Origin of the sequence: Variovorax sp. V15 (genome assembly GCF_041154425.1) — a bacterium.
Classification (GTDB): domain Bacteria; phylum Pseudomonadota; class Gammaproteobacteria; order Burkholderiales; family Burkholderiaceae_C; genus Variovorax; species Variovorax guangxiensis.
This window is the reverse complement of the sequence record NZ_AP028659.1, coordinates 792,242-812,094: the sequence shown is the minus strand read 5'-3', so window position 1 is coordinate 812,094 and position 19,853 is coordinate 792,242. Positions and strand designations below refer to the sequence as shown.

Genomic DNA, 19,853 nt, shown 5'->3' with positions numbered 1-19,853 from the left:
CAGAGGGGCATTTCACCCGGCGGGAATCAGGAACTGAACAGGAAGTTCATCACGTCGCCATCCTTGACGACGTATTCCTTGCCTTCCGAGCGCATCTTCCCCGCGTCCTTCGCGCCCTGCTCGCCCTTGTAGGCGATGTAGTCCTCGAAGGCGATGGTCTGGGCGCGGATGTAGCCCTTCTCGAAGTCGCCGTGGATCACGCCTGCCGCCTGCGGACCGGTGTCGCCGATGTGGATGGTCCAGGCGCGCACTTCCTTCACGCCGGCGGTGAAGTAAGTCTGCAGGCCCAGCAGCTTGAAGGCCGCGCGGATCAGGCGGTTCAGGCCCGGCTCTTCCTGGCCGATCTCGGCGAGGAACATCTTCTTGTCCTCGTCGTCCATCTCGGCCAGGTCGGCTTCGATCTTGGCGCAGATGGCGACCACGGGCGCGCCCTGCTTGGCGGCGTACTCGCGCAGGCGGTCGAGGTACGGGTTGTTCTCGAAGCCGTCTTCCGACACGTTGCCCACGAACATCGCGGGCTTGGCGGTGATCAGCGTGAAGCTCTTGACCAGCGGGCGCTCTTCCTTGGTGAACTCGAGCGCGCGCACCGGCGTGTTCTCGTTCAGCGCGGCCTGGCAGCGCTCGAGCAGGCCGACCAGCTTCTGCGCGTCCTTGTCGCCCGAGCGGGCCACCTTGGTGTGGCGGGCCAGCGCCTTCTCGACGGTGGCGAGGTCGGCCAGGCACAGCTCGGTCTGGATGACTTCGATGTCGGAGATCGGGTCGACCTTGCCGGCCACGTGGACGACGTTGTCGTCATCGAAGCAGCGCACCACATTGACGGTGGCATCGGTCTCGCGGATGTGGGCCAGGAACTTGTTGCCCAGGCCTTCGCCGGTGCTGGCGCCGGCCACCAGGCCGGCGATGTCGACGAATTCGACGATGGCGGGCACCACGCGCTCGGGCTTGACGATCTCGGCGAGCTGGTCGAGGCGCGGATCGGGCACTTCCACCACGCCCACGTTGGGTTCGATGGTGCAGAAGGGATAGTTCTCCGCCGCGATGCCGGCCTTGGTCAGCGCATTGAAAAGAGTGGATTTACCGACGTTGGGCAGGCCGACGATGCCGCATTGCAAACTCATGGGAGGTCCTCTTGGATAACCGCGAATTTTAGGCGAGCATGGTTTGGCGCCCGCCGGACAGGTCTTCGAACAGCATTCGAGCCCACGGATGCATCAGGGTAAGACCCAATCGGCAAACGTTTGCGCAAACGTTTCCCTCAGTTAACATCGGCGCCCCGGCAAAGACCGGCGCACCCGTTCCGATCAACCTATCCCAGGAGACATCCACCATGAAGTTCACCCGCCGTACCCTGCAAAGCGCTGCCGCACTGACGCTGCTGGGCGCCATGGCCGGAACGCCCGCCTTCGCGCAGGACAAGCCCAAGGTCGCGCTGGTCATGAAGTCGCTCGCCAATGAGTTCTTCCGCACCATGGAAGACGGCGCCAAGGCGCACCAGAAGGCCAACGCCTCGAAGTACACGCTGGTGGCCAACGGCATCAAGGACGAAACCGACACCGCCGCGCAGATCAAGATGGTCGAGCAGATGGTGGCGCAGAAGATCAACGCGCTGGTCATCGCGCCGGCCGATTCGAAGGCGCTGGTGCCCGCGGTGAAGGCCGCCATCGACAAGGGCATCCTGGTGGTCAACATCGACAACCAGTTCGACGCCGCCGCGCTCAAGGAAAAGGGCATCCAGGTGCCCTTCGTCGGCCCCGACAACCGCGCCGGCGCCAAGCTGGTGGGCGACGCGCTCGCCAAAGAACTGAAGGCGGGCGACAAGGTCGGCATCATCGAAGGCGTGTCGACCACCTTCAATGCGCAGCAGCGCACGCTGGGCTACCAGGACGCGATGAAGGCCGCCGGCGTGACGGTGGTGGGCGTGCAGTCGGGCCAGTGGGAAATCGACAAGGGCAATACCGTGGCCGCCGGCATGATGCGCGAGCACCCCGACCTGAAGGCGCTGCTCGCGGGCAACGACAGCATGGCGCTGGGCGCCGTGGCCGCCGTCAAGGCCGCCGGCAAGACCGGCAAGGTGCTGGTGGTCGGCTACGACAACATCGGCGCAATCAAGCCGATGCTGAAGGACGGCCGCGTGCTCGCCACCGCCGACCAGTTCGCCGCCAAGCAGGCGGTGTTCGGCATCGAGACCGCACTGAAGGCCCTCGCAGAGAACAAGAAGCAGTCGGAAATGCCCGCCGAGGTGAAGACCGACGTGGTGCTGGTCACCAAGGACTCCAAGTAAGAAACCGGAAAGAGCAGACGTTGACAGCATCCGCCGCCATGAATCTCACAACGGCCCTGCCCGTGCTCTCCCTGAGCGCCATGGGCAAGGACTACGCGGCGCCGGTGCTGGACGACGTCTCGCTCGTGCTCAACCCCGGCGAAGTGCTGGCCCTCACGGGCGAGAACGGCGCGGGCAAGAGCACGCTGTCGAAGATCGTCTGCGGCCTGGTGCAGCCCACGCGCGGCCGGATGCTGCTCGACGGCAAGCCCTTCGCGCCCACCTCGCGCCGCGACGCGGAGCGCCTGGGCGTGCGCATGGTCATGCAGGAGCTCGGCCTCGTCACCACGCTGTCGGTGGCCGAGAACCTGCTGCTCGACCGCCTGCCCAACAAGACCGGCTGGATACGCAAGGCCAGGCTGCACGAGCTGGCCGCGCGCCAGCTCGCCAAGATCGGCATGCAGAACATCGACCCGGCCACGCCCGTGGCGCGGCTGGGCATCGGCCAGCAGCAGATGGTGGAGATCGCGCGCAACCTGCAGGACGACACGCGCGTGCTGGTGCTCGACGAGCCCACCGCCATGCTCACGCCGCGCGAGACCTCGCACCTCTTCGAGCAGATCGACCTGCTGAAGGCGCGCGGCGTGGCGATCGTCTACGTCTCGCACCGCCTGGAAGAACTGCAGCGCATCGCCGACCGCGTCGCCGTGCTGCGCGACGGCCGGCTGGTGGACGTGCGCGCCATGGCCGGCGTGCGCGAATCCGAGCTGGTGCAACGCATGGTGGGCCGCGCGGTGCACGAACACGAAGGCCGCGACCGCCGCGTGGCAGGGCCCGTGCTGCTGGGCGCACGCGGCATCGGCCGCGCGCAGGTCGTTCGCGACGTGGACATCGACCTGCGCGCGGGCGAAGTCATGGGCCTGGCGGGCCTCGTCGGCTCCGGCCGGACCGAACTGGTGCGCCTGCTGTTCGGCGCAGACCGCGCCGACCGCGGCGAAATCACCCTCTACGAAAACAACCAGCCCGTGCAGCAGGCGCGCAAGGGCTGGCGCTCGCCGATGCAGGCCATCCGCGCCGGCATCGGCCTGGTCACCGAAGACCGCAAGTCGCAGGGCCTGCTGCTGCCGCAGTCGATCCGCGTCAACGCGACGCTGAGCGACCTGGGTGCGATCTCGCACGCCGGCTGGCTGCAGCGCGCCAGGGAGCGCGGCATCGCGCGCAAGCTGGTGGAACTGCTGCGCATCCGCTCGCGCAGCATCGAGCAGCCGGTGGCCACGCTCAGCGGCGGCAACCAGCAGAAGGTGGTGTTCGCGCGCTGGCTGCACCGCGAATGCAAGGTGCTGCTGCTGGACGAACCCACGCGCGGCGTGGACGTGGGCGCGCGCGCCGACCTCTACGCCGAGCTCGACCGCATGACCGACGCAGGCAAGGCCCTGCTGATGGTCTCGAGCGACCTGCGCGAACTCATGGCCATGTGCGACCGCATCGGCGTGATGAGCGCCGGCCGACTCGTCGCCGTGTTCGAGCGCGGCGAGTGGACCGAACAATCGCTGCTGGCCGCAGCATTCAGCGACGCGACAGGACGCGCCGCCAACCCGCCGACGGTATCCGCCATTTCCGCCGTTCCCGCCCAGTCCCCGGTCAACGCCGACACACCATGAACGCAGCCGCCTCCCCAACCACCACTTCGAAGCCCGCGCCTTCCGCGCTCAAGGGCCAGCTCGGCACCTACCTGGGCCTGACCGTCGTGCTCGTGGGCATGATCGCCCTCTTCGGCTCGCTCAGCGAATACTTCCTGACGCGCGAGACCTTCGTCTCCATTGCCAACGAGATCCCGGCGCTGGCCGTGATGGCGGTCGGCATGACCTTCGTGCTGATCATCGCGGGCATCGACCTGTCGGTGGGCTCGGTGCTGGCGCTCAGCGCCGCCGTCACCGCCGCCGCCATCCTCGAATGGAAGCTCTCGGTGCCGCTGGCCGCCGCGCTCGGCCTGGCCACGGGCCTGGTCTGCGGCACGGTCACCGGCGCGGTGTCGGTGGCCTGGCGGCTGCCGAGCTTCATCGTGTCGCTGGGCATGCTCGAAGCGGTGCGCGGCGGCGCCTACCTCGTGACCGATTCGCGCACCCAGTACGTGGGCGACGCCATCTCGGGCCTGGCCGCGCCGTGGATCGGCGGTATTTCAGCCGCCTTCGTGCTGGCCGTGGTGCTGGTGGTCGTCGGGCAGCTGGTGCTCACGCGCACCGTTTTCGGCCGCCACGTGGTGGGCATCGGCACCAACGAAGAGGCGATGCGCCTGGCGGGCGTCGATCCGCGGCCCATCCGCATCATCGTGTTCGCCGTCACCGGGCTGCTGGCCGGCCTCGCGGGCCTGATGCAGTCGGCCCGCCTCGAAGCCGCCGACCCGAACGCGGGCGTGGGCATCGAGCTGCAGGTGATCGCGGCCGTGGTCATCGGCGGCACCAGCCTGATGGGCGGGCGCGGCTCGGTCGTCAACACCTTCTTCGGCGTGCTGATCATCGCGGTGCTCGAAGCCGGCCTCGCGCAGGTGGGTGCCAGCGAGCCGAGCAAGCGGATCATCACCGGCGCGGTGATCGTGGTAGCGGTGATCATTGACACGCTGCGCCAGCGCCGCGCGGAACGCCGGCTGGCCTGATCGCCCCCGTCCATCCAGCAAGAGGAATAGAACCATGGCCACCATCAAGGACGTCGCGCTGAAGGCGGAGGTGTCGGTCACCACCGTCTCGCATGTGGTCAACGACACGCGCCACGTGAGCGCCAAGGTGCGCGAGCGGGTGGAGCTCGCCATCCGCGAGCTGGGCTACGTGCCCAACGCGATGGCGCGCAGCCTCAAGAGCAACACCACCTCGACGCTGGGCATGCTGATTCCCAACAGCTCCAACCCCTACTTCGCGGAGATCGTGCGCATCGTGGAAGACCGCTGCTTCGGCGCCGGCTACACGCTGGTGCTGTGCAACACCGACGACGAGCCCCGCCGCCAGAGCGTCTACCTGCAGGTGCTGGCCGAGCGCCGCATCGACGGGCTGATCGTGGTGTCGACCGGCGAGAGCGGCGACAACGACCTGGCGAAGCAACTCAATGGCCTGCGCGTGCCGACCGTGCTGGTCGACCGCGAGATCGCCAACCCCGTGTGCGACCTGGTCGAGACTGCCCACATGCAGGGCGGCCTGCTCGCCGTGCGGCACCTGCTGTCGCTGGGCCACAAGCGCATCGCCTGCATCGGCGGGCCGGTGGGCGTGATGCCCAGCGAGCAGCGCATCGAGGGATGGCGCATGGCGCTGGCCGAAGCCGGCGCCGCGCCCGGCATCGCCAGCACCGATTCGCTGCTGTGGCGCGGCGGCTTCACCAGCCAGGGCGGCTACGAGGCGATGCACGCCATCCTGCGCACCGAGCAGAAGCCCTCGGCCGTGTTCGTCTGCAACGACCTGATGGCCATCGGCGCATTGCGCGCGGCGCACGAGAGCGGCGTGCGCGTGCCCGACGAGCTCTCGATCGTCGGCTTCGACGACATCGAACTCTCGGCCTACACCAGCCCCGCGCTCACCACCGTGGCTCAGCCCAAGGAGCGCATCGGCGCGCTGGCGGTCGACATGCTGCTGGAGCGCGTGGGCGGCAAGCGCCGCGACGCGCGCAAGGTGGTGCTGCAGCCCGAGCTGTGCGTGCGCGCCTCCACTGCGCGCCACGCGAGCTTCCGCGAAGCCCCCGCTCCCGCGCCGGCTGCCGCCGAAACGCCCTCCCAGCAACCCCGAAAGTCCCGCACCTCGTGAGCCTGAAGCCTTCTTCCAGCAGCAGCACCGATGGCCGTGCCGCGGCACCGCGCATCGTGGTGTTCGGCAGCCTCAACATGGACCTGGTCGTGCGCGTACCGCACGCGCCGGCCGCGGGCGAGACCCTGCTGGGCCATTCGATCGCCGACATTCCCGGCGGCAAGGGCGCCAATCAGGCTGTGAGCTGCGCGCGCCAGGGCGGCAGCGTGCGCATGATCGGCTGCGTCGGCGACGACGCGCACGGCAAGGCGCTGCGCGATTCGCTGGAACGCGACGGCATCGACACCGCTTCCCTGCGCACCGTTGCGGGCGAGCCCACCGGCACCGCGCTGATCCTGGTGGAAGACAGCGGGCAGAACCGCATCGTGATGATCCCCGGCGCCAACGCCCGGCTGGAGGCCGACGAGGCCGCGCTGAAGCAGCAGGTGCAGGGCGCCGCCTTCCTGGTGGCGCAATTCGAGACGCCGCTCGATCAGGTCGCGCGCGCCATCGCGGTGGCGTACGAGGCGGGCTGCAAGGTACTGCTGAACCCCTCGCCCATGCAGGCCATCGCCGAGCCTCTGTGGCCGAAGATCGACACGCTGGTGGTCAACGAGATCGAGGCGCAGACGCTTTGCGGCCAATCCGCCGACAGCCCCGAGGAGGCCGCGCATGCGGGCCAGGCACTGCGTGCCAAGGGCATCGCGCGCGTGGTCGTCACGCTGGGCTCGCGCGGCGCGGTGGCCGTCGATGCCGACGGCGCGCGCCACCATCCCGCGCCGCAGGTGCAGGCGGTCGACACGACGGCGGCCGGCGACACATTCCTGGGCGCGCTCGCCGTCGCGCTGGGCGAAGGCCAAGGCTTCGACGAGGCCGTACGCCTCGGAATCCGCGCAGCGGCGCTGTGCATCCAGCAGCCGGGCGCCCAGCCTTCCATTCCGCAGCGCGACGCCGTGCTGCGCAGCCCCATGCCCCCCGACTGGATCAAGCTTTGAAACGCACCACCCTGCTGCACGCCGAACTCTCCCACGTGATCGCCTCGCTGGGCCATGGCGACATGCTCGTGCTCGGCGATGCCGGCCTGCCCATTCCCGACGGCCCGCGCCGCATCGACCTTGCGGTGGCGCGCGGCGTGCCGACGCTCGACGAGGTGCTGCAGGCGGTGCTGTCGGAGATGCAAGTGGAAGCCATCGTGATTGCCGACGAAGCTCTCGGCGATGCGAAGAAGCTGCCCGGCTGGTATCCGCGATCGCTGGGCATCGAGCCCCAGACGGTGTCGCACGAGGAATTCAAGCGCCGCACTGCGAAGGCCCGCGCCATGGTGCGCACGGGCGAATGCACGCCCTACGCCAACATCATCCTGATCGCAGGGGTGAAGTTCTGAGGCGCCAACCGGGCGCCGACTTTCATTCGAACTTGTAGTTCGCGCCCACTGGCTGCCCGACCTTGAGCGTGTGCTCCACGCCCTGGATCACGATGCAGTTCATGCCGAAGGTGATGCCGCCGTCCACGCGCGCGTCGGCGCGGTAGGTGCGCAGCGTGTTGCCGACTTCCGGGCTGCTCAGCGCGGTCGCCGGGTCGATGTCGGGAATCGGGCAGCGCGTGCAGGGCTTGACGGGGCGCAGCTCGGCCTCGCCCTCGCCGGTCGTGATGTGCAGCGCGTCGACGCGGTCCTCGTCGTGCGACTCGATGCCGGCGAGCACGATGTTGGGGCGGAAGCGCTCGATGCCCACGGCGCCATGGCCCTGCGCCGCGAGACGGTCGTTGAGCTCCGCGAGCGAGCCTTCGCTCGCCACCAGCAGCGCGTAGCCGTCGGCGAACTGCGTCTGCGCCTCCACGCCGTCGGTCCACTTCATGCTCGACAGGCGCCTGTGCTCGGGGTCGAAGCGCACCAAGCGCAAGGTCTGCGGCTTGCCGGGCTCCGAGAGGAAGTCGCTGAACCATTGCGCGGCGATGTCGCCCATGTCGTAGGCGGCGACTTCGTCCTTCCACACGCGAACCCGCACCGGCTTCTCGACCCGGTCGAAGGCCAGGTGCAGCGCCAGCATGCCGGGCGCGCGCAGCACCACTTCGGTGTGCTTCATCTGCGGCTTGATCAGCGCCATGCGCGGCAGCTGCCGCTGGGTGACGAACTCGCCCTCGGCGTCGACCACCATCCAGGCGCGGTCGAACTCCAGCCCCGTCTCGGTCAGCAGCATTTCGGGAAGCTCGACGCCGGCGCAGGATTTCACTGGGTAGACGAACAGGCGCGAGATGGTGGCCTGGAGATCGAAGGCGGGCTTGGAAGCGGACACTGTGGTGTTTCCTTGGAATTCGGCCGCGATTGTCCCGTATCGCAGCGGCGGCAAGACCTTGGGCCACCGGGAAAAGACCCCGGGTCCGCGCCGGACGGGCAACTCCTACAATCCTTCGATGGCCCTCCCTCCAGAAGTTTGCATTCGCGGCGCCGGCATCGTCGGCCGTACGCTGGCCCTGCTGCTCGCACGCGAGCGCGTGCGCGTCGCGCTGGTGGTGCCTCCGGCCGCGCAGGGCAAGGAAGACATCCGCGCCTACGCGCTCAATACCGCCTCCCGCGCGCTGCTCGAATCGCTGCGCGCCTGGCCCGACGCGGCCCACGCTACGGCCGTGCGCGAAATGCTGGTGCATGGCGACGAAGGCGGCCGGGTGCAGTTCAGCGCCGCGCGCCAGAAGGTCGATGCACTGGCCTGGATCGTCGACGTGCCCGCGCTCGAAAAGCAGCTGGCCGACGCTGTGCGCTTCCAGCCCCAGATCGAAGTCGTGGCCGAGCCCGTGGCCACGCCGCTGACCGTGGTGTGCGAGGGCAAGGCCAGCACCACGCGGGAGGCCCTCGGCGTGAGCTACGAGGTCACTCGCTATCCGCAGCACGCCATCGCGGCCCGGCTGGAAGCAGCGCAGTCGCACGACGGCATCGCTCGCCAGTGGTTCAACGACAAGGGCGAGGTGCTCGCGCTGCTGCCGCTGGACGGCACGCACGGCAGGACGGTCGCGCTGGTGTGGTCGGCCGACCAGCTGCGCGCGCCGGGCCTGCTCGCGCAGGGCGACGAAGAGTTCGCCGCCGCGGTCACCGAGGCCAGCCACAACGCGCTGGGCGCGCTCCGGCTCACCAGCGAGCGCTCCGCCTGGCCGCTGGCCCGCGCCATCGCCGACCGCTGGACCGGTGCCATGCCCGGCCAGCCGAACCGCTCGTGGGCGCTGGCGGGCGACGCCGCGCACACGGTGCACCCGCTCGCCGGCCAAGGCCTGAACCTGGGACTGGCCGACGCCGCCGAGCTGGCCTGCGTGATCAAGAACCGCGACTACTGGCGCAGCGTGGGCGATGCTCGGCTGCTGCGCCGCTACGAGCGCGCCCGCCGCACCGACGTGCTGCAGATGAGCCTCGCGACCGACGGGCTGCAGCAGCTCTTCGCGCACGACCTGGGCCCGCTGCAGGCCTTGCGCAACTGGGGCATGCGCGGTTTCGACCGCACGCGCCTCGTCAAGCACTGGATCACCGCGCAGGCCATGGGCCTGAAGGCCTGAGGCCCTACACCTTCGACTGAATCCCGACCGAACAAACGGACTTCCGATGACACTCGTACGCAACCTTCTTCTCGCCGCCTGCACGCTCGGCGCGGTCGTGGCCGCCACCGCGGGCGAAGCCGAGATCCGCAAGAACCTGCCCTCGCGCATTCCGCAGTTCCCGGCCATCGACGAGGTGTCGAAGTCGCCGGTCCCGGGCGTGTACGAAGTGCGCGTGAACGGCTCGCATATCTTCTACACCGACGAGCAGGGCAACTACCTCTTCCAGGGCAACCTGATCGACGTGAAGGCACGCAAGAACCTCACCGAGGAGCGCGTCGAGAAGCTCAGCGCCGTCGCCTTCGACCAGTTGCCGCTGAAGGACTCGATCAAGATCGTGCGCGGCAACGGCAAGCGCAAGCTGGCCGTGTTTGAAGACCCGAACTGCGGTTACTGCAAGCGCTTCGAGAAGGACATGAAGACGGTCGACAACGTCACCGTGTACCTGTTCCTGTACCCGGTGCTCGGCCCCGATTCGAACGTCAAGTCGCGCGACATCTGGTGCAGCAAGGACAAGGGCAAGGCCTGGAGCGACTGGATGGAATCGAGCACCCGCCCGGCCACCGCGCCCTCGAGCTGCGACGTGACCGCGCTGCAGCGCAACGTCGACTTCGGCCGCAAGTACAACATCACCGGCACGCCCACGCTGATCTTCAGCGACGGCACGCGCACGCCGGGTGCCATTCCCGCGGAGCAGGTCGAGAAGCAACTCGCCGCGTCGTCCAGCTGATGGCGACGAAGGCCCCAGCGCGGCACGCGGCAGGCGTGCACTACCGCGTCGAATGCGCCGACCCGCACGCGCATCTGTTCGGCGTCACCCTCACCATCGACGCGCCCGCCGCGCAGCAGCGCGTGTCGCTGCCGGTATGGATTCCTGGCAGCTACCTGGTGCGCGAATTCGCGAAGAACCTGCAGGGCCTGCGCGCCACGCAGGGCCGCCGCAAGCCGGTGCTGACGCAGCTCGACAAATGCAGCTGGCTGGTCGAATGCACACCCGGGCAGCCGCTGGTGCTGAACTACCAGGTCTGCGCGTACGACAACTCGGTGCGCACCGCCTCGCTCGACGCCGAGCGCGGCTTCTTCAACGGCACCAGCGTGTGCCTGCGCGTCGAGGGACAGACCGAATCGCCGCACGCGATGGAGATCGTCGCGCCCGCGCATGTCGATGGCGACAGCCCGCGCTGGTCGTGCGCCACCGCGCTCGTGCCGCTGAAGGCCGACAGGCACGGCTTCGGCAGCTACATCGCGTCGGGCTACGACGAGCTGGCCGACAGCCCGGTGGAAATGGGCGCCTTCTGGAGCGCCGACTTCGAAGCCTGCGGCGTGCCGCACCGCTTCGTGGTGGCCGGCGCGGCCGCCTCGTTCGACGGCGACAGGCTCATCGCCGACACCAAGGCCATCTGCGAGGCCGAGATGCGCTTCTGGCACGGCGACAAGGTCGGCAAGCGCGGCGGTGCGAAGCCGCCGATCGACCGCTACGTGTTCATGCTCAACGTGGTCGACGACGGCTATGGCGGGCTCGAGCATCGCCATTCCACCGCGCTGATCTGCAACCGGCGCGACCTGCCGCAACTGGGCGAGAAGAAGAAGCAGCCCGATGGCTACACCACGCTGCTGGGGCTCATCAGCCACGAGTACTTCCACACCTGGAACGTCAAGCGCATGCGGCCGGCTGAGTTCGCGCGCTACGACTACGGCCAGGAGAACTACACGCAGCTGCTGTGGTTCTTCGAGGGCTTCACCAGCTACTACGACGACCTGCTGCTGCGGCGCGCCGGCCGCATCGACGACGCGGGGTACCTGCGCCTGCTCAACAAGACCATCAACCAGGTCATGCAGACGCCGGGCCGGCTGGTGCAGCCGGTGGCCGACGCGAGCTTCGACGCCTGGGTCAAGTACTACCGCCAGGACGAGCAGACGCCCAACAGCACGGTGAGCTACTACACCAAGGGCGCGCTGGTGGCGTTGTGCCTCGATCTCACGCTGCGCCACGAAGGCAAGGGCACGCTCGACGATGTGATGCGCCATCTGTGGAAGCACAGCGAGGGCGGGCCGATCAGCGAGGAAGACATCGCAGCCGCGCTCGAAGCGGTGGGCGGCCGCTCGTACGGGCCGGAACTGGCGCGCTGGGTGCATTCGACGGAAGAGCTCCCGCTCTCGCTGCTGCTGCGCTCGCACGGCGTGGCCACGCTCGAAGACCCGTCTCAGCCGGCGCAGGCGCTGGGCCTGCGCGTGGCCGAAGCCAACGGCGGCGTGCAGGTGAAGGTGGTGCTGCGCGGCGGCGCCGCCGAGAAGGCCGGCTTCTCTGCCAACGACGAGTGGATCGGCATCGAGCTGCCCGCATCCGGCAGGAAGAGCCAGCAGCGACCGGCGCAGGCCTGGCGCATCGCCAAGCTCGACGACCTGGCGCTCTACCTGGGCGATGCGACGAAGTGCACCGCCATCGTGGCGCGCGACCGCAAGCTGATCAGGCTGCCGCTGGCGCTGCCGACCGGGGTGACCACCTGGCGGCTGTTCTCGCACGATGCCGGCAAAGTGACGGGCTGGCTGGGCGGATAGGGCCTGTTCACACTATTTCCGGGGTCGCGTTGGCGCTCCAAGGGGCTGGCTGCAAGGCGCCCGTGCGCAGCAAGGCTTTCGCCTCGCAAGCGCGGGCAACGCCGCAGACGGCCCCTTGTAACGCCAACCCTGCGGGAAGGGCAGCCAGGGCGGGCCACTCGGCGTTGCACTCCTAGCGTGTGCTCATGCACACGCGTCGTCGCGCGCCTTGATTGGCCCGCCCTGTCTGCCCTTCGCGACCCCGGAAATAGTGTGAACAGGCCCTAACCGTTTTCTCCTGCCACCACGGGGTGGCGCACGAACATCATCGGCTGGGGTTCGCCCACCAGCACGCAGGGCTTGCCAGTGCGCCGGCAGTGGTCCTGCACGCGCCAGTAGGCGCCGTGGCTCACGCACCCGGTCTGGCAGATCACGAGATCGGCCGCGCGCAGGCTGGCTTCGAGCGCGGGGCCGTCCGCATCGTCGCCGCCGTCGTGATGCAGGTAGCGGCCACCGGCGATCTCCACCAGCTGGCGCGCGAGCGAGGTCGGCGCCTCGTCGCCCTGCCCCACGCACAGCACCGCCTTCTCGCGCAGATCGGCCGGCGCAGCCGCCTCCGACGGCTTCAGGTGGCGCTTGCTGCCCGGCATCAGCAGCGCATGCAGCCGCTTCGGCAGCGCGCCGCCCGCGGAGGCTCGCGCCGCGAGCTCCTCGCGCACGATGGCGATGGCCGAATCCCGCGCCACCAGCGCGCCGCGCAGCCGCACGATCTGCGCTTCGAGCTTTTCGACCAGGGCTGCCTGCTCGACCAGCAGGCGCGAGCAGCGCTCCTGAACGCGGGCATAGGCCCGCAGCAACACGGCATGTTCTTGCATCGGGAACTCCATGGCGGGCATTCTAGATGAGAGCAATTCTCAATTGAAGCAATCCGCAGCGGATCACCCCGCCGGCCATGCTGGGTATAGTGAAGCGCGTTTTTCTTCCCCTTTCCCGTTCCCCCCGGAGACACCATGAGCTACGAAAACATCGAAGTGCGGACCGAAGCAGGCAAGGTCGGCATCATCACCCTCAACCGCCCCAAGGCCCTGAACGCGCTGAACGACGCGCTCATGACCGAGCTGGGCCAGGCCCTGAAGGCCTTCGATGCCGACGACGCCATCGGCTGCATCATCCTCACTGGCAGCGAGCGCGCCTTCGCCGCCGGCGCCGACATCGCGGCGATGGCAAAGTACAGCTTCATCGACACCTACAAGGGCGACTACATCACCCGCAACTGGGAAACCATCCGCTCCATCCGCAAGCCGGTGATCGGCGCGGTGGCCGGCTTCGCGCTCGGCGGCGGCTGCGAGTTGGCGATGATGTGCGACTTCATCATCGCGGCCGACAACGCCAGGTTCGGCCAGCCCGAGATCAAGATCGGCGTGATCCCCGGCGCCGGCGGCACGCAGCGCCTGCCGCGCGCGGTGGGCAAGAGCAAGGCCATGGACATGGTGCTCACCGCCCGCATGATGGACGCGGCCGAAGCCGAGCGCGCCGGCCTCGTCAGCCGCGTGGTGCCTTACGAGAAGCTCGCCGACGAGGCGCTGGGCGCGGCGCTGGTGATCTGCGGCTTCTCGCAGATCTCGGTGATGGCGGCCAAGGAATCGGTCAACCGCGCCTTCGAGAGCGGCCTGAGCGACGGCGTGATGTTCGAGCGCCGCCTGTTCCACGCGCTGTTCGCCACGCAGGACCAGAAGGAAGGCATGGACGCCTTCCTGACCAAGCGCCAGCCCGACTTCAAGAACGCCTGACGGCGGAATTGCTCAGTCAGCGCTGCAGCAGCGAACGCAGCGCGTCGAGCGCCTGGGCCGGCGGCGTGCCGACCAGCGCCGCACCGCCGGGCTGCGGCGTCCAGCGCACCTGGTCGCCGGCGATCTCCAGCACCGCGACCAGCGACTTGCCCCGATAGAGCTCGAGCCGCGCCTCCACCGGCGCGGCCAGCGGCTCGTCGGCCGCCGTGGCCGATCGCGCCACGGTGCCCACCAGCGCCGCCAAGCCTTCGATGTCGCCGCGCTCGCGGCGCACGCTCTCGCCGTTGCGCGTGAAGCCCAGGGAAGTCCAACGATCCAGCGCCGAGAAAGGCGCCGCGCTTCGCGGCGCGATGGCCTTGGCCGCCGAAGGAGCCGGTGCGGATGGACGCACCTCTCCGGAGGCACCCGCGCGGGCGTTGTCCTGCTGCGCGAGCACGGGCGCGGAATCCTGAAGCGGTTCGCGATACGCCGGCGCGGCGCCAGGTGCTGGCGCAGGAACCGCGGCCGCCGGCGGCACAGCAGGTGCGGCCGCCGCAGGCGCACCCGCCGCGTAGGCACGGCGCCGCTGTTCCCCCTCCGTTTGCGCTTCACGACGCTCATCGCGGGCGACGGGAGCGGGAAGCGGTGCCGGCGCAGCCTGCTCGGCGACGACCGGAGGCGGCGGAGCCGGTGCGATCGATGCAGACGGCGAGACGGGAGCCGGAGCAGCTGGAGCAGCCGGAGCAACAGGTGCGGCAGGCGCCGCCTGCAGGAGCGGGGGCGCCGGCTCGGCTTTCCGTGCGGCATCAGCGCTCGCCGTGTTGGCGGCCTCCTTGGGCGCCCGTTTGGCTGAAGAGTCTGCCGACTCGCGCGCGATCCTGGCGCGCTGTTCCGATTCAGGTGCAGGTGCAGGTGCTGCGGGCGCTCTGGCGGGAGCAGGCGCCGCTGCTGCGGGCGCTGCCTGCGTCTCCGCCTGTGCAGTGGCTGCCTCTGCTGGAGGCGCGGCTGGCTTCGGTGCAGCCGGTGCGGCAGGCGCGGCAGGCGCGGCCGGGGCGGTTGGTGCTGGTGCAGGCAGCGCTGCAGGTGCTTGTGCCGGCGCCGGCGCAGTCGCTTCGCCCACCCGCGCCTCGCCATCGAGCCGCGCATCCGGCACGGGCTCCTTGTGCCAGAGCACCGTCACGAAGGCGGCAACCAGCACGGTGGCGAAGGCGGCATTCCACGGCATGCGCGCATGCGACCCGCCGCCACCGAAGAGACGGCGCCACCAGGGCGCTGCGCTCGCGTTGTTGGCCGCGGGGCCTGCGTTGGCAGGCGCGGCGGCGAGGTTGTGCGCCATCTTCAGGATCGCCTCGCGCGTGCGCGGATGGGGCGTGGCCTCGCTGTCTGGCGCATGGTCGAGCGCGCGGCGCAACGCCGGGTCGCGCAGGTCGTCGAACCCGGAGTTGTCGTTGTTGCCGCCGCTCATGCCCGCTTCTCCAGCACCGACAGGTAGCGCTCCATGCAGCCGCGCAGTTTCTGCAGGCCGTAGCGCAGCCTGCTGCGCACGGTCTCGAAGCCGATCTCCAGGCTCGCGGCCAGCGCCTCGACGGTCAGGCCATCTTCGTGATGCAGCAGGAACGCGGCGCGCTGCTCGGCCGGGAGTTCGTCCAGGCAGGCGAGCAGGCGGCGGCCCGCGGCGCGCCAGAACGCGAGCTCCTCCGCCGAGGGATGCGACGCCGCATCGGCCGCCGCGCCGCGCACGCCGTGTTCGAGCGTGGGCACGGGGCTGTCGTCATCGTCCGCATGCGCTTGGAGCGTCACTTCGCGCCCGCTCACGCGCAGGCGGTCCATGGCCAGGTTGTGCGCGATGGTGAAGGCCCAGGTGCGCCATGTCGCGCCCTGCGGCGAGAAGCTCTCGCGCGCCGAGATGATCCGCACCCAGGTGTCCTGGAACACTTCGTCGGCCTGCGCCGCGAGCCGCGCACCCAGCAGACGCTTGACGAAGCGGAACAGCCCGCCCTCGTGGCGCGCATAGAGCACGTCGAACGCGGCAGCGTCGCCCTGCGCGTAGGCCAGCATCAACTGATCGTCGGGCATGGCCTGGCGCTCGGGGGCGTTCTTGGCTGAAGGGGCGCGGGGAAGCGCGGACATCGGAGGATTTTCACCCGAGCTTGTACGGGCGAAGAGGCACACCGGGGTTCGAGGCGGCAAAAAATTCGCGGCCGGCTAACCCCGACGGCGCAAGCAGGCCGTATCAGCCAGCACCCAACCACCCGGAGTGCTTCCATGACCCAGCCTTTCGTTTACCGGTTCAGCCGCCCGCTCGTCGTGCTGCTGTGCGCCCAGCTGCTGCTGGGCGCCAGCGGCGCCACCGAAATGCCCGCCATCGGAAGCTCCGTGCGCTGGCCGACACCCGCGCCCGACAGCCGCACGCTGCCGACGCAGACGGTGCCGAACTTCGATGCCCCTTCCGCCACGCACTGCGCACAGCCGGTGCGGACCTACGAGACGCCGGGCATGCCGCGCGTGTCGGGTGCGCGGGAAGAGCGCAGGTACGCCGAGCTGTCGAAGAAATACAGGGCGAGCCCTGCGGTCGTGCCTTCGCCCACGACGCCAAAGCCGATGGCGACGCCAGCGGCCAAGTCGGCACCGGCTGGAGCGGCTCTCGCGGATGCCATCGCGGAGGCGCCGCCGGCCCCGGTAGCACCCGTCGCGCCCGCCCCCGCGGCTCGCGCGGCCGGCGAGCTTCAAGCGCCTGTGCAAGCCCAGCGCCCGGCCAACGAACCCGTCACCGCCGGCATGGTCGACGACAACGCCGACTTCAGCGAATACCTGGCCTTCCACGGCCGCACGCAGGTCCCCCATCGGGAGCGCGACATCAGCGTGCGCTATCTGCTGCAGGTGCGCGACGCGCGCGGCGCGGTCGTGCCCGATGCCGAAGTGGCCGTGCAAGCCGCCAACGGCGCCGCCATGTGGGCCCGCACCGATGCGGGCGGGCGCGCGTGGCTGCATCCGAACGCCTTCGACAAGGCGCAGAGCGCGGTCTATGAAGTCACCGTGCGCAAGAACGGCCGCCAGAGCACCGTTTTTCTGCAGCGCGGCCAGAAGAACGCGGTCGACGTGGTGCTGGGCGGCAAGCCGGGCGCCGTGCCCGCGCGCGCGAGGCTCGACCTGGTCTTCCTGATCGACGCCACCGGCTCGATGGACGACGAGATCGCCAAGCTCAAGGCCACCCTGCGCACCATCGCCGACCAGGTCGCCAGGCTGCCCAGCCGCCCCGACACCTGCTTCGGTCTCGTGGCGTATCGCGACCGCGGCGACGAGTTCCTCGTGCGCCGCCACGACTTCACCAACGACCTCGACGGCTTCCAGGGCGTGCTCGACGCGCTGCGCGCCGCGGGCGGCGGCGACTACCCCGAGGCGATGAACGAGGCGCTCAACGAAACCGTCCACAAGCTGAGCTGGCGCGGCAACGACACCACGCGCCTCGTGGTGCTTCTGGCCGACGCGCCGCCGCACCTCGACTACGGCGGCCCGCAATACGACGACGACATGGTCGCCGCGCTGGGCAAGGGCATCAAGGTGTTCAGCGTGGGCGCATCGGGCCTGGACAAGCAGGGCGAATACATCCAGCGCCAGATTGCGCAGTACACCGGCGGGCGCTTCGTGTTCCTCACCTACAAGGACGCGGCCAACCCGGCGAGCGGCCCGGGAACGCAGACCGTGCACGACGTCGGCAACTATTCTGTGCAGACGCTGGACAAGCTGATCGTGCGGCTGGTTTCCGAAGAATTGGGCAGGTTGCCGTCGGGTGGTTGAGCGGCCGCAAAAGTCTGGGCTATAATCGCGGGCTCGGTGAGCAACACACCGAACGGCTCTTTAGCTCAGTCGGTTAGAGCGATGGAATCATAATCCACAGGTCCGCGGTTCGAGTCCGTGAAGAGCCACCAAAACAACCGAAAAAGCCTTGCAGGTCAACGACTTGCAAGGCTTTTTTCTTTGCCGCGCGAGGCTGGCCGATAATCCGGACGATGCCTGCGCCACCCCTTCGACCCACGCCTGACCGCCTCGGCAAGGGATTGCGGCGCCCGGCCGCCGGCCTGATCCGGTGGGTGCTGCTGTGGTTCGCGCTGTCGCTCGGCGCGGCCGTCGCCTCCCCACTGGTGCATCCGCAGGCGGTGGAACTGGTCTGCTCGAACGCCGGATCGCTCAAGGCCATCGTGCACACCGACGACGGCGCGCAGGAGCTGGGCGCGGGCCACATGGACTGCCCGCTGTGCGTGCTCACCGGCGCCCCGCCGGCGACCACGCCCATCGTCGAGCTGCCGGTGCTCCCGCCAGCGGCCCGCGTGCCACGGCCGACTCCGTCCGCGCACATCGCAGCAGCCACCGCGGCGCCGCTGCCGGCACGCGGGCCTCCCTCGCTCCTCTGAGGCTTCTTCCCCAGTTCCCGCACGCGTGATGCCGCGGCGGGCCTCCATACGAGGCCTGTCGCTCATCCATCGCATGCGCTTGTGCAACGAATCCATCGGCGCCCCGACAGGCGCCGGAGCGAGTCCATTCAATGACCAGAAAAGAATCCATCCAGCCGACGCGTCGCCGCCTGCTGCTCTCAGGCGGCAGCCTCGCCGTGCTCACGACCCTCGCGGCCTGCGACAAGGTGCTGCCCACCCGCTTCAACGGCGTCGACATCACCGGCGCCAGCTACGCGACAGACTTCCGCCTGACCGACGCCGACGGCCGCGAGCGCACGCTGGCCGACTTCAAGGGCAAGGCCGTGATGATGTTCTTCGGCTTCACCCAATGCCCCGACGTCTGCCCCACCGCCCTCGTGCGCGCGGCCGAGATCAGGAAGCTGCTCGGCAGCGACGGCGAGCGCCTGCAGGTGATCTTCGTCACCGTCGATCCCGAGCGCGACTCGCCCGTCGTGCTCAAGGCCTACACGCAGGCCTTCGACCCGAGCTTCATCGGCCTGTACGGCGACATGCAGCGAACCAGCGAGACCGCGAAGGACTTCAAGGTGTTCTACCGGAAGGTGCCCACCGGCTCCTCGTACACCATGGACCATTCGGCCTTCAGCTATGTGTTCGACCCCAAGGGCAAGATCCGCATCGTGCTGCGCCACGAGCAGAGCGCGCAGGAGTGCGCCGAAGACCTGCGCAAGATCCTGCGGTCCGCCTGAGGGCCTGCGCCATCCCACACAGATTCAAACCAAGGAGATCAAGATCATGAAGAACCGTATCGCACACATCCTCGCCATCACCAGCGCCGCGCTGCTCACCGCGCATGCGGCGAACGCGCAGGTCACCGTCAAGGACGCATGGGTGCGCGCCACCGTGCCGCAGCAGAAGGCCACCGGCGCGTTCATGCAGCTCAGCGCCGCGAAAGACACGAAGCTGGTCTCGGCCAGCTCGCCCGTCACGCCGGTCGTCGAAGTGCACGAGATGGCCATGCAGGACAACGTGATGCGCATGCGCCAGATCACCGAGCTCGAGCTGCCGGCCGGCAAGACCGTCGAGCTCAAGCCCGGCGGCTATCACGTGATGCTGCTCGACCTCAAGCAGCAGGTGAAGGAAGGCGACACCGTACCGCTCACGCTCACTTTCGAGGGCAAGGACGGCAAGCGCGAAACGCTGGAGGTGAAGGCGCCGGTGCGGGCGCTGAATGCCTCGGCGCAGCCGGCGGGGCATGGCGGGCACAAGCACTGAATCCGCCCCGCGCGGCCGGCCACCCTTGCGCCTGGACAGGCCAGAGGGAATACCCTTTTTCGGTGATGGCGCTCACCCCCGGAGATCAGAAGAATTGTTGACAAATATTCACAATCCATCCCCTCGCCGGCCGACTCCTTCGTGAGCCGGGGTTCCCCGGGGCGCATGAGTTGTCCAGGGTGCCGGGAGGCGATCTCGCCGTCCCGGCTCCGGCTGGTCGGCACGGCGCGGCATTTAAGGCCGAGGGAGGTGATCA

19 protein-coding genes and 1 tRNA gene are annotated in these 19,853 nt (G+C 69.1%); 15 read left to right on the top strand and 5 right to left on the bottom strand.

Going from position 1 to position 19,853, the window contains the following annotated elements; genetic code table 11:
- Positions 1–26: 26 nt before the first annotated feature.
- Positions 27–1,118: a redox-regulated ATPase YchF gene (ychF, locus tag ACAM57_RS03975; RefSeq protein WP_126023635.1), complete on the bottom strand. Its 1,092-nt coding sequence runs from the start codon at positions 1,116–1,118 to the stop codon at positions 27–29.
- 209 nt (positions 1,119–1,327) lie between these two features.
- Here ychF and ACAM57_RS03970 point away from each other — a divergent pair, with 209 nt between their 5' ends.
- From ACAM57_RS03970 to rbsD, 6 genes are read left to right on the top strand one after another with little or no spacing between them, the layout of a single operon-like run.
- Positions 1,328–2,281, top strand: a complete 954-nt coding sequence (locus ACAM57_RS03970; RefSeq protein ID WP_184640824.1) for a sugar ABC transporter substrate-binding protein — start codon at positions 1,328–1,330, stop codon at positions 2,279–2,281.
- Positions 2,282–2,319: 38 nt separating this feature from the next.
- Positions 2,320–3,921: a sugar ABC transporter ATP-binding protein gene (locus ACAM57_RS03965; RefSeq protein ID WP_369660780.1), complete on the top strand. Its 1,602-nt coding sequence runs from the start codon at positions 2,320–2,322 to the stop codon at positions 3,919–3,921.
- Positions 3,918–4,913: an ABC transporter permease gene (locus ACAM57_RS03960; RefSeq protein ID WP_369660779.1), complete on the top strand. Its 996-nt coding sequence runs from the start codon at positions 3,918–3,920 to the stop codon at positions 4,911–4,913. Before ACAM57_RS03965 ends, ACAM57_RS03960 begins: the two co-directional genes overlap by 4 nt.
- A gap of 34 nt (positions 4,914–4,947) precedes the next feature.
- Positions 4,948–6,045 (top strand): LacI family DNA-binding transcriptional regulator, encoded by a 1,098-nt coding sequence (locus tag ACAM57_RS03955; protein WP_126023639.1) that lies wholly within the window; start codon positions 4,948–4,950, stop codon positions 6,043–6,045.
- Positions 6,042–7,019, top strand: coding sequence for a ribokinase (gene rbsK, locus ACAM57_RS03950; protein ID WP_369660778.1), 978 nt, complete (start codon positions 6,042–6,044; stop codon positions 7,017–7,019). The genes ACAM57_RS03955 and rbsK overlap by 4 nt, the downstream gene beginning before the upstream one ends.
- Positions 7,016–7,408, top strand: a complete 393-nt coding sequence (gene rbsD / locus ACAM57_RS03945) for a D-ribose pyranase (RefSeq protein ID WP_369660777.1) — start codon at positions 7,016–7,018, stop codon at positions 7,406–7,408. The genes rbsK and rbsD overlap by 4 nt, the downstream gene beginning before the upstream one ends.
- Before the next feature lie 22 nt (positions 7,409–7,430).
- Here the strand turns inward: rbsD and ACAM57_RS03940 are convergent, their stop codons facing one another.
- Positions 7,431–8,318, bottom strand: coding sequence for an MOSC domain-containing protein (locus ACAM57_RS03940; RefSeq protein ID WP_369660776.1), 888 nt, complete (start codon positions 8,316–8,318; stop codon positions 7,431–7,433).
- 118 nt (positions 8,319–8,436) lie between these two features.
- Between ACAM57_RS03940 and ACAM57_RS03935 the strand changes: the two genes are divergently transcribed.
- The 3 genes from ACAM57_RS03935 to ACAM57_RS03925 are packed head-to-tail and all read left to right on the top strand — an operon-like array spanning position 8,437 to position 12,162.
- On the top strand, positions 8,437–9,564 hold the full coding sequence (locus ACAM57_RS03935; RefSeq protein ID WP_369660775.1) for an FAD-dependent monooxygenase: 1,128 nt from the start codon (positions 8,437–8,439) through the stop codon (positions 9,562–9,564).
- Positions 9,565–9,610: 46 nt separating this feature from the next.
- A complete protein-coding gene (locus tag ACAM57_RS03930; protein WP_369660774.1) occupies positions 9,611–10,333 on the top strand; it encodes a DsbC family protein in 723 nt (240 codons plus the stop codon).
- Positions 10,333–12,162, top strand: a complete 1,830-nt coding sequence (locus ACAM57_RS03925) for a M61 family metallopeptidase (RefSeq protein ID WP_369660773.1) — start codon at positions 10,333–10,335, stop codon at positions 12,160–12,162. The genes ACAM57_RS03930 and ACAM57_RS03925 overlap by 1 nt, the downstream gene beginning before the upstream one ends.
- Before the next feature lie 263 nt (positions 12,163–12,425).
- Here ACAM57_RS03925 and ACAM57_RS03920 read toward each other — a convergent pair whose 3' ends face one another.
- On the bottom strand, positions 12,426–13,016 hold the full coding sequence (locus tag ACAM57_RS03920) for a DUF2325 domain-containing protein (protein ID WP_369660772.1): 591 nt from the start codon (positions 13,014–13,016) through the stop codon (positions 12,426–12,428).
- Between the two features lie 135 nt (positions 13,017–13,151).
- Here ACAM57_RS03920 and ACAM57_RS03915 point away from each other — a divergent pair, with 135 nt between their 5' ends.
- Complete coding sequence (locus tag ACAM57_RS03915) at positions 13,152–13,931, top strand: enoyl-CoA hydratase (RefSeq protein ID WP_369660771.1); 780 nt, start codon at positions 13,152–13,154, stop codon at positions 13,929–13,931.
- A gap of 16 nt (positions 13,932–13,947) precedes the next feature.
- Here ACAM57_RS03915 and ACAM57_RS03910 read toward each other — a convergent pair whose 3' ends face one another.
- Together ACAM57_RS03910 and ACAM57_RS03905 are read right to left on the bottom strand one after the other, a co-directional pair.
- Complete coding sequence (locus ACAM57_RS03910) at positions 13,948–15,375, bottom strand: hypothetical protein (protein ID WP_369660770.1); 1,428 nt, start codon at positions 15,373–15,375, stop codon at positions 13,948–13,950.
- Positions 15,372–16,040: a sigma-70 family RNA polymerase sigma factor gene (locus tag ACAM57_RS03905; RefSeq protein ID WP_126023649.1), complete on the bottom strand. Its 669-nt coding sequence runs from the start codon at positions 16,038–16,040 to the stop codon at positions 15,372–15,374. The genes ACAM57_RS03910 and ACAM57_RS03905 overlap by 4 nt, the downstream gene beginning before the upstream one ends.
- Before the next feature lie 135 nt (positions 16,041–16,175).
- Here ACAM57_RS03905 and ACAM57_RS03900 point away from each other — a divergent pair, with 135 nt between their 5' ends.
- The 5 genes from ACAM57_RS03900 to ACAM57_RS03880 all read left to right on the top strand — a co-directional run bounded on the left by ACAM57_RS03900 (position 16,176) and on the right by ACAM57_RS03880 (position 19,597).
- A complete protein-coding gene (locus ACAM57_RS03900) occupies positions 16,176–17,708 on the top strand; it encodes a VWA domain-containing protein (protein ID WP_369660769.1) in 1,533 nt (510 codons plus the stop codon).
- A gap of 54 nt (positions 17,709–17,762) precedes the next feature.
- Positions 17,763–17,839: transfer RNA gene (locus ACAM57_RS03895), tRNA-Met, on the top strand.
- Between the two features lie 81 nt (positions 17,840–17,920).
- Positions 17,921–18,322, top strand: coding sequence for a DUF2946 family protein (locus ACAM57_RS03890; protein WP_165909670.1), 402 nt, complete (start codon positions 17,921–17,923; stop codon positions 18,320–18,322).
- Between the two features lie 131 nt (positions 18,323–18,453).
- Positions 18,454–19,071, top strand: a complete 618-nt coding sequence (locus tag ACAM57_RS03885) for an SCO family protein (RefSeq protein WP_184640836.1) — start codon at positions 18,454–18,456, stop codon at positions 19,069–19,071.
- 46 nt (positions 19,072–19,117) lie between these two features.
- Positions 19,118–19,597 carry a copper chaperone PCu(A)C gene (locus ACAM57_RS03880; protein ID WP_369660768.1) on the top strand — a complete coding sequence of 160 codons (480 nt, stop codon included), beginning with the start codon at positions 19,118–19,120 and terminating at the stop codon, positions 19,595–19,597.
- Positions 19,598–19,853 lie beyond the last annotated feature (256 nt).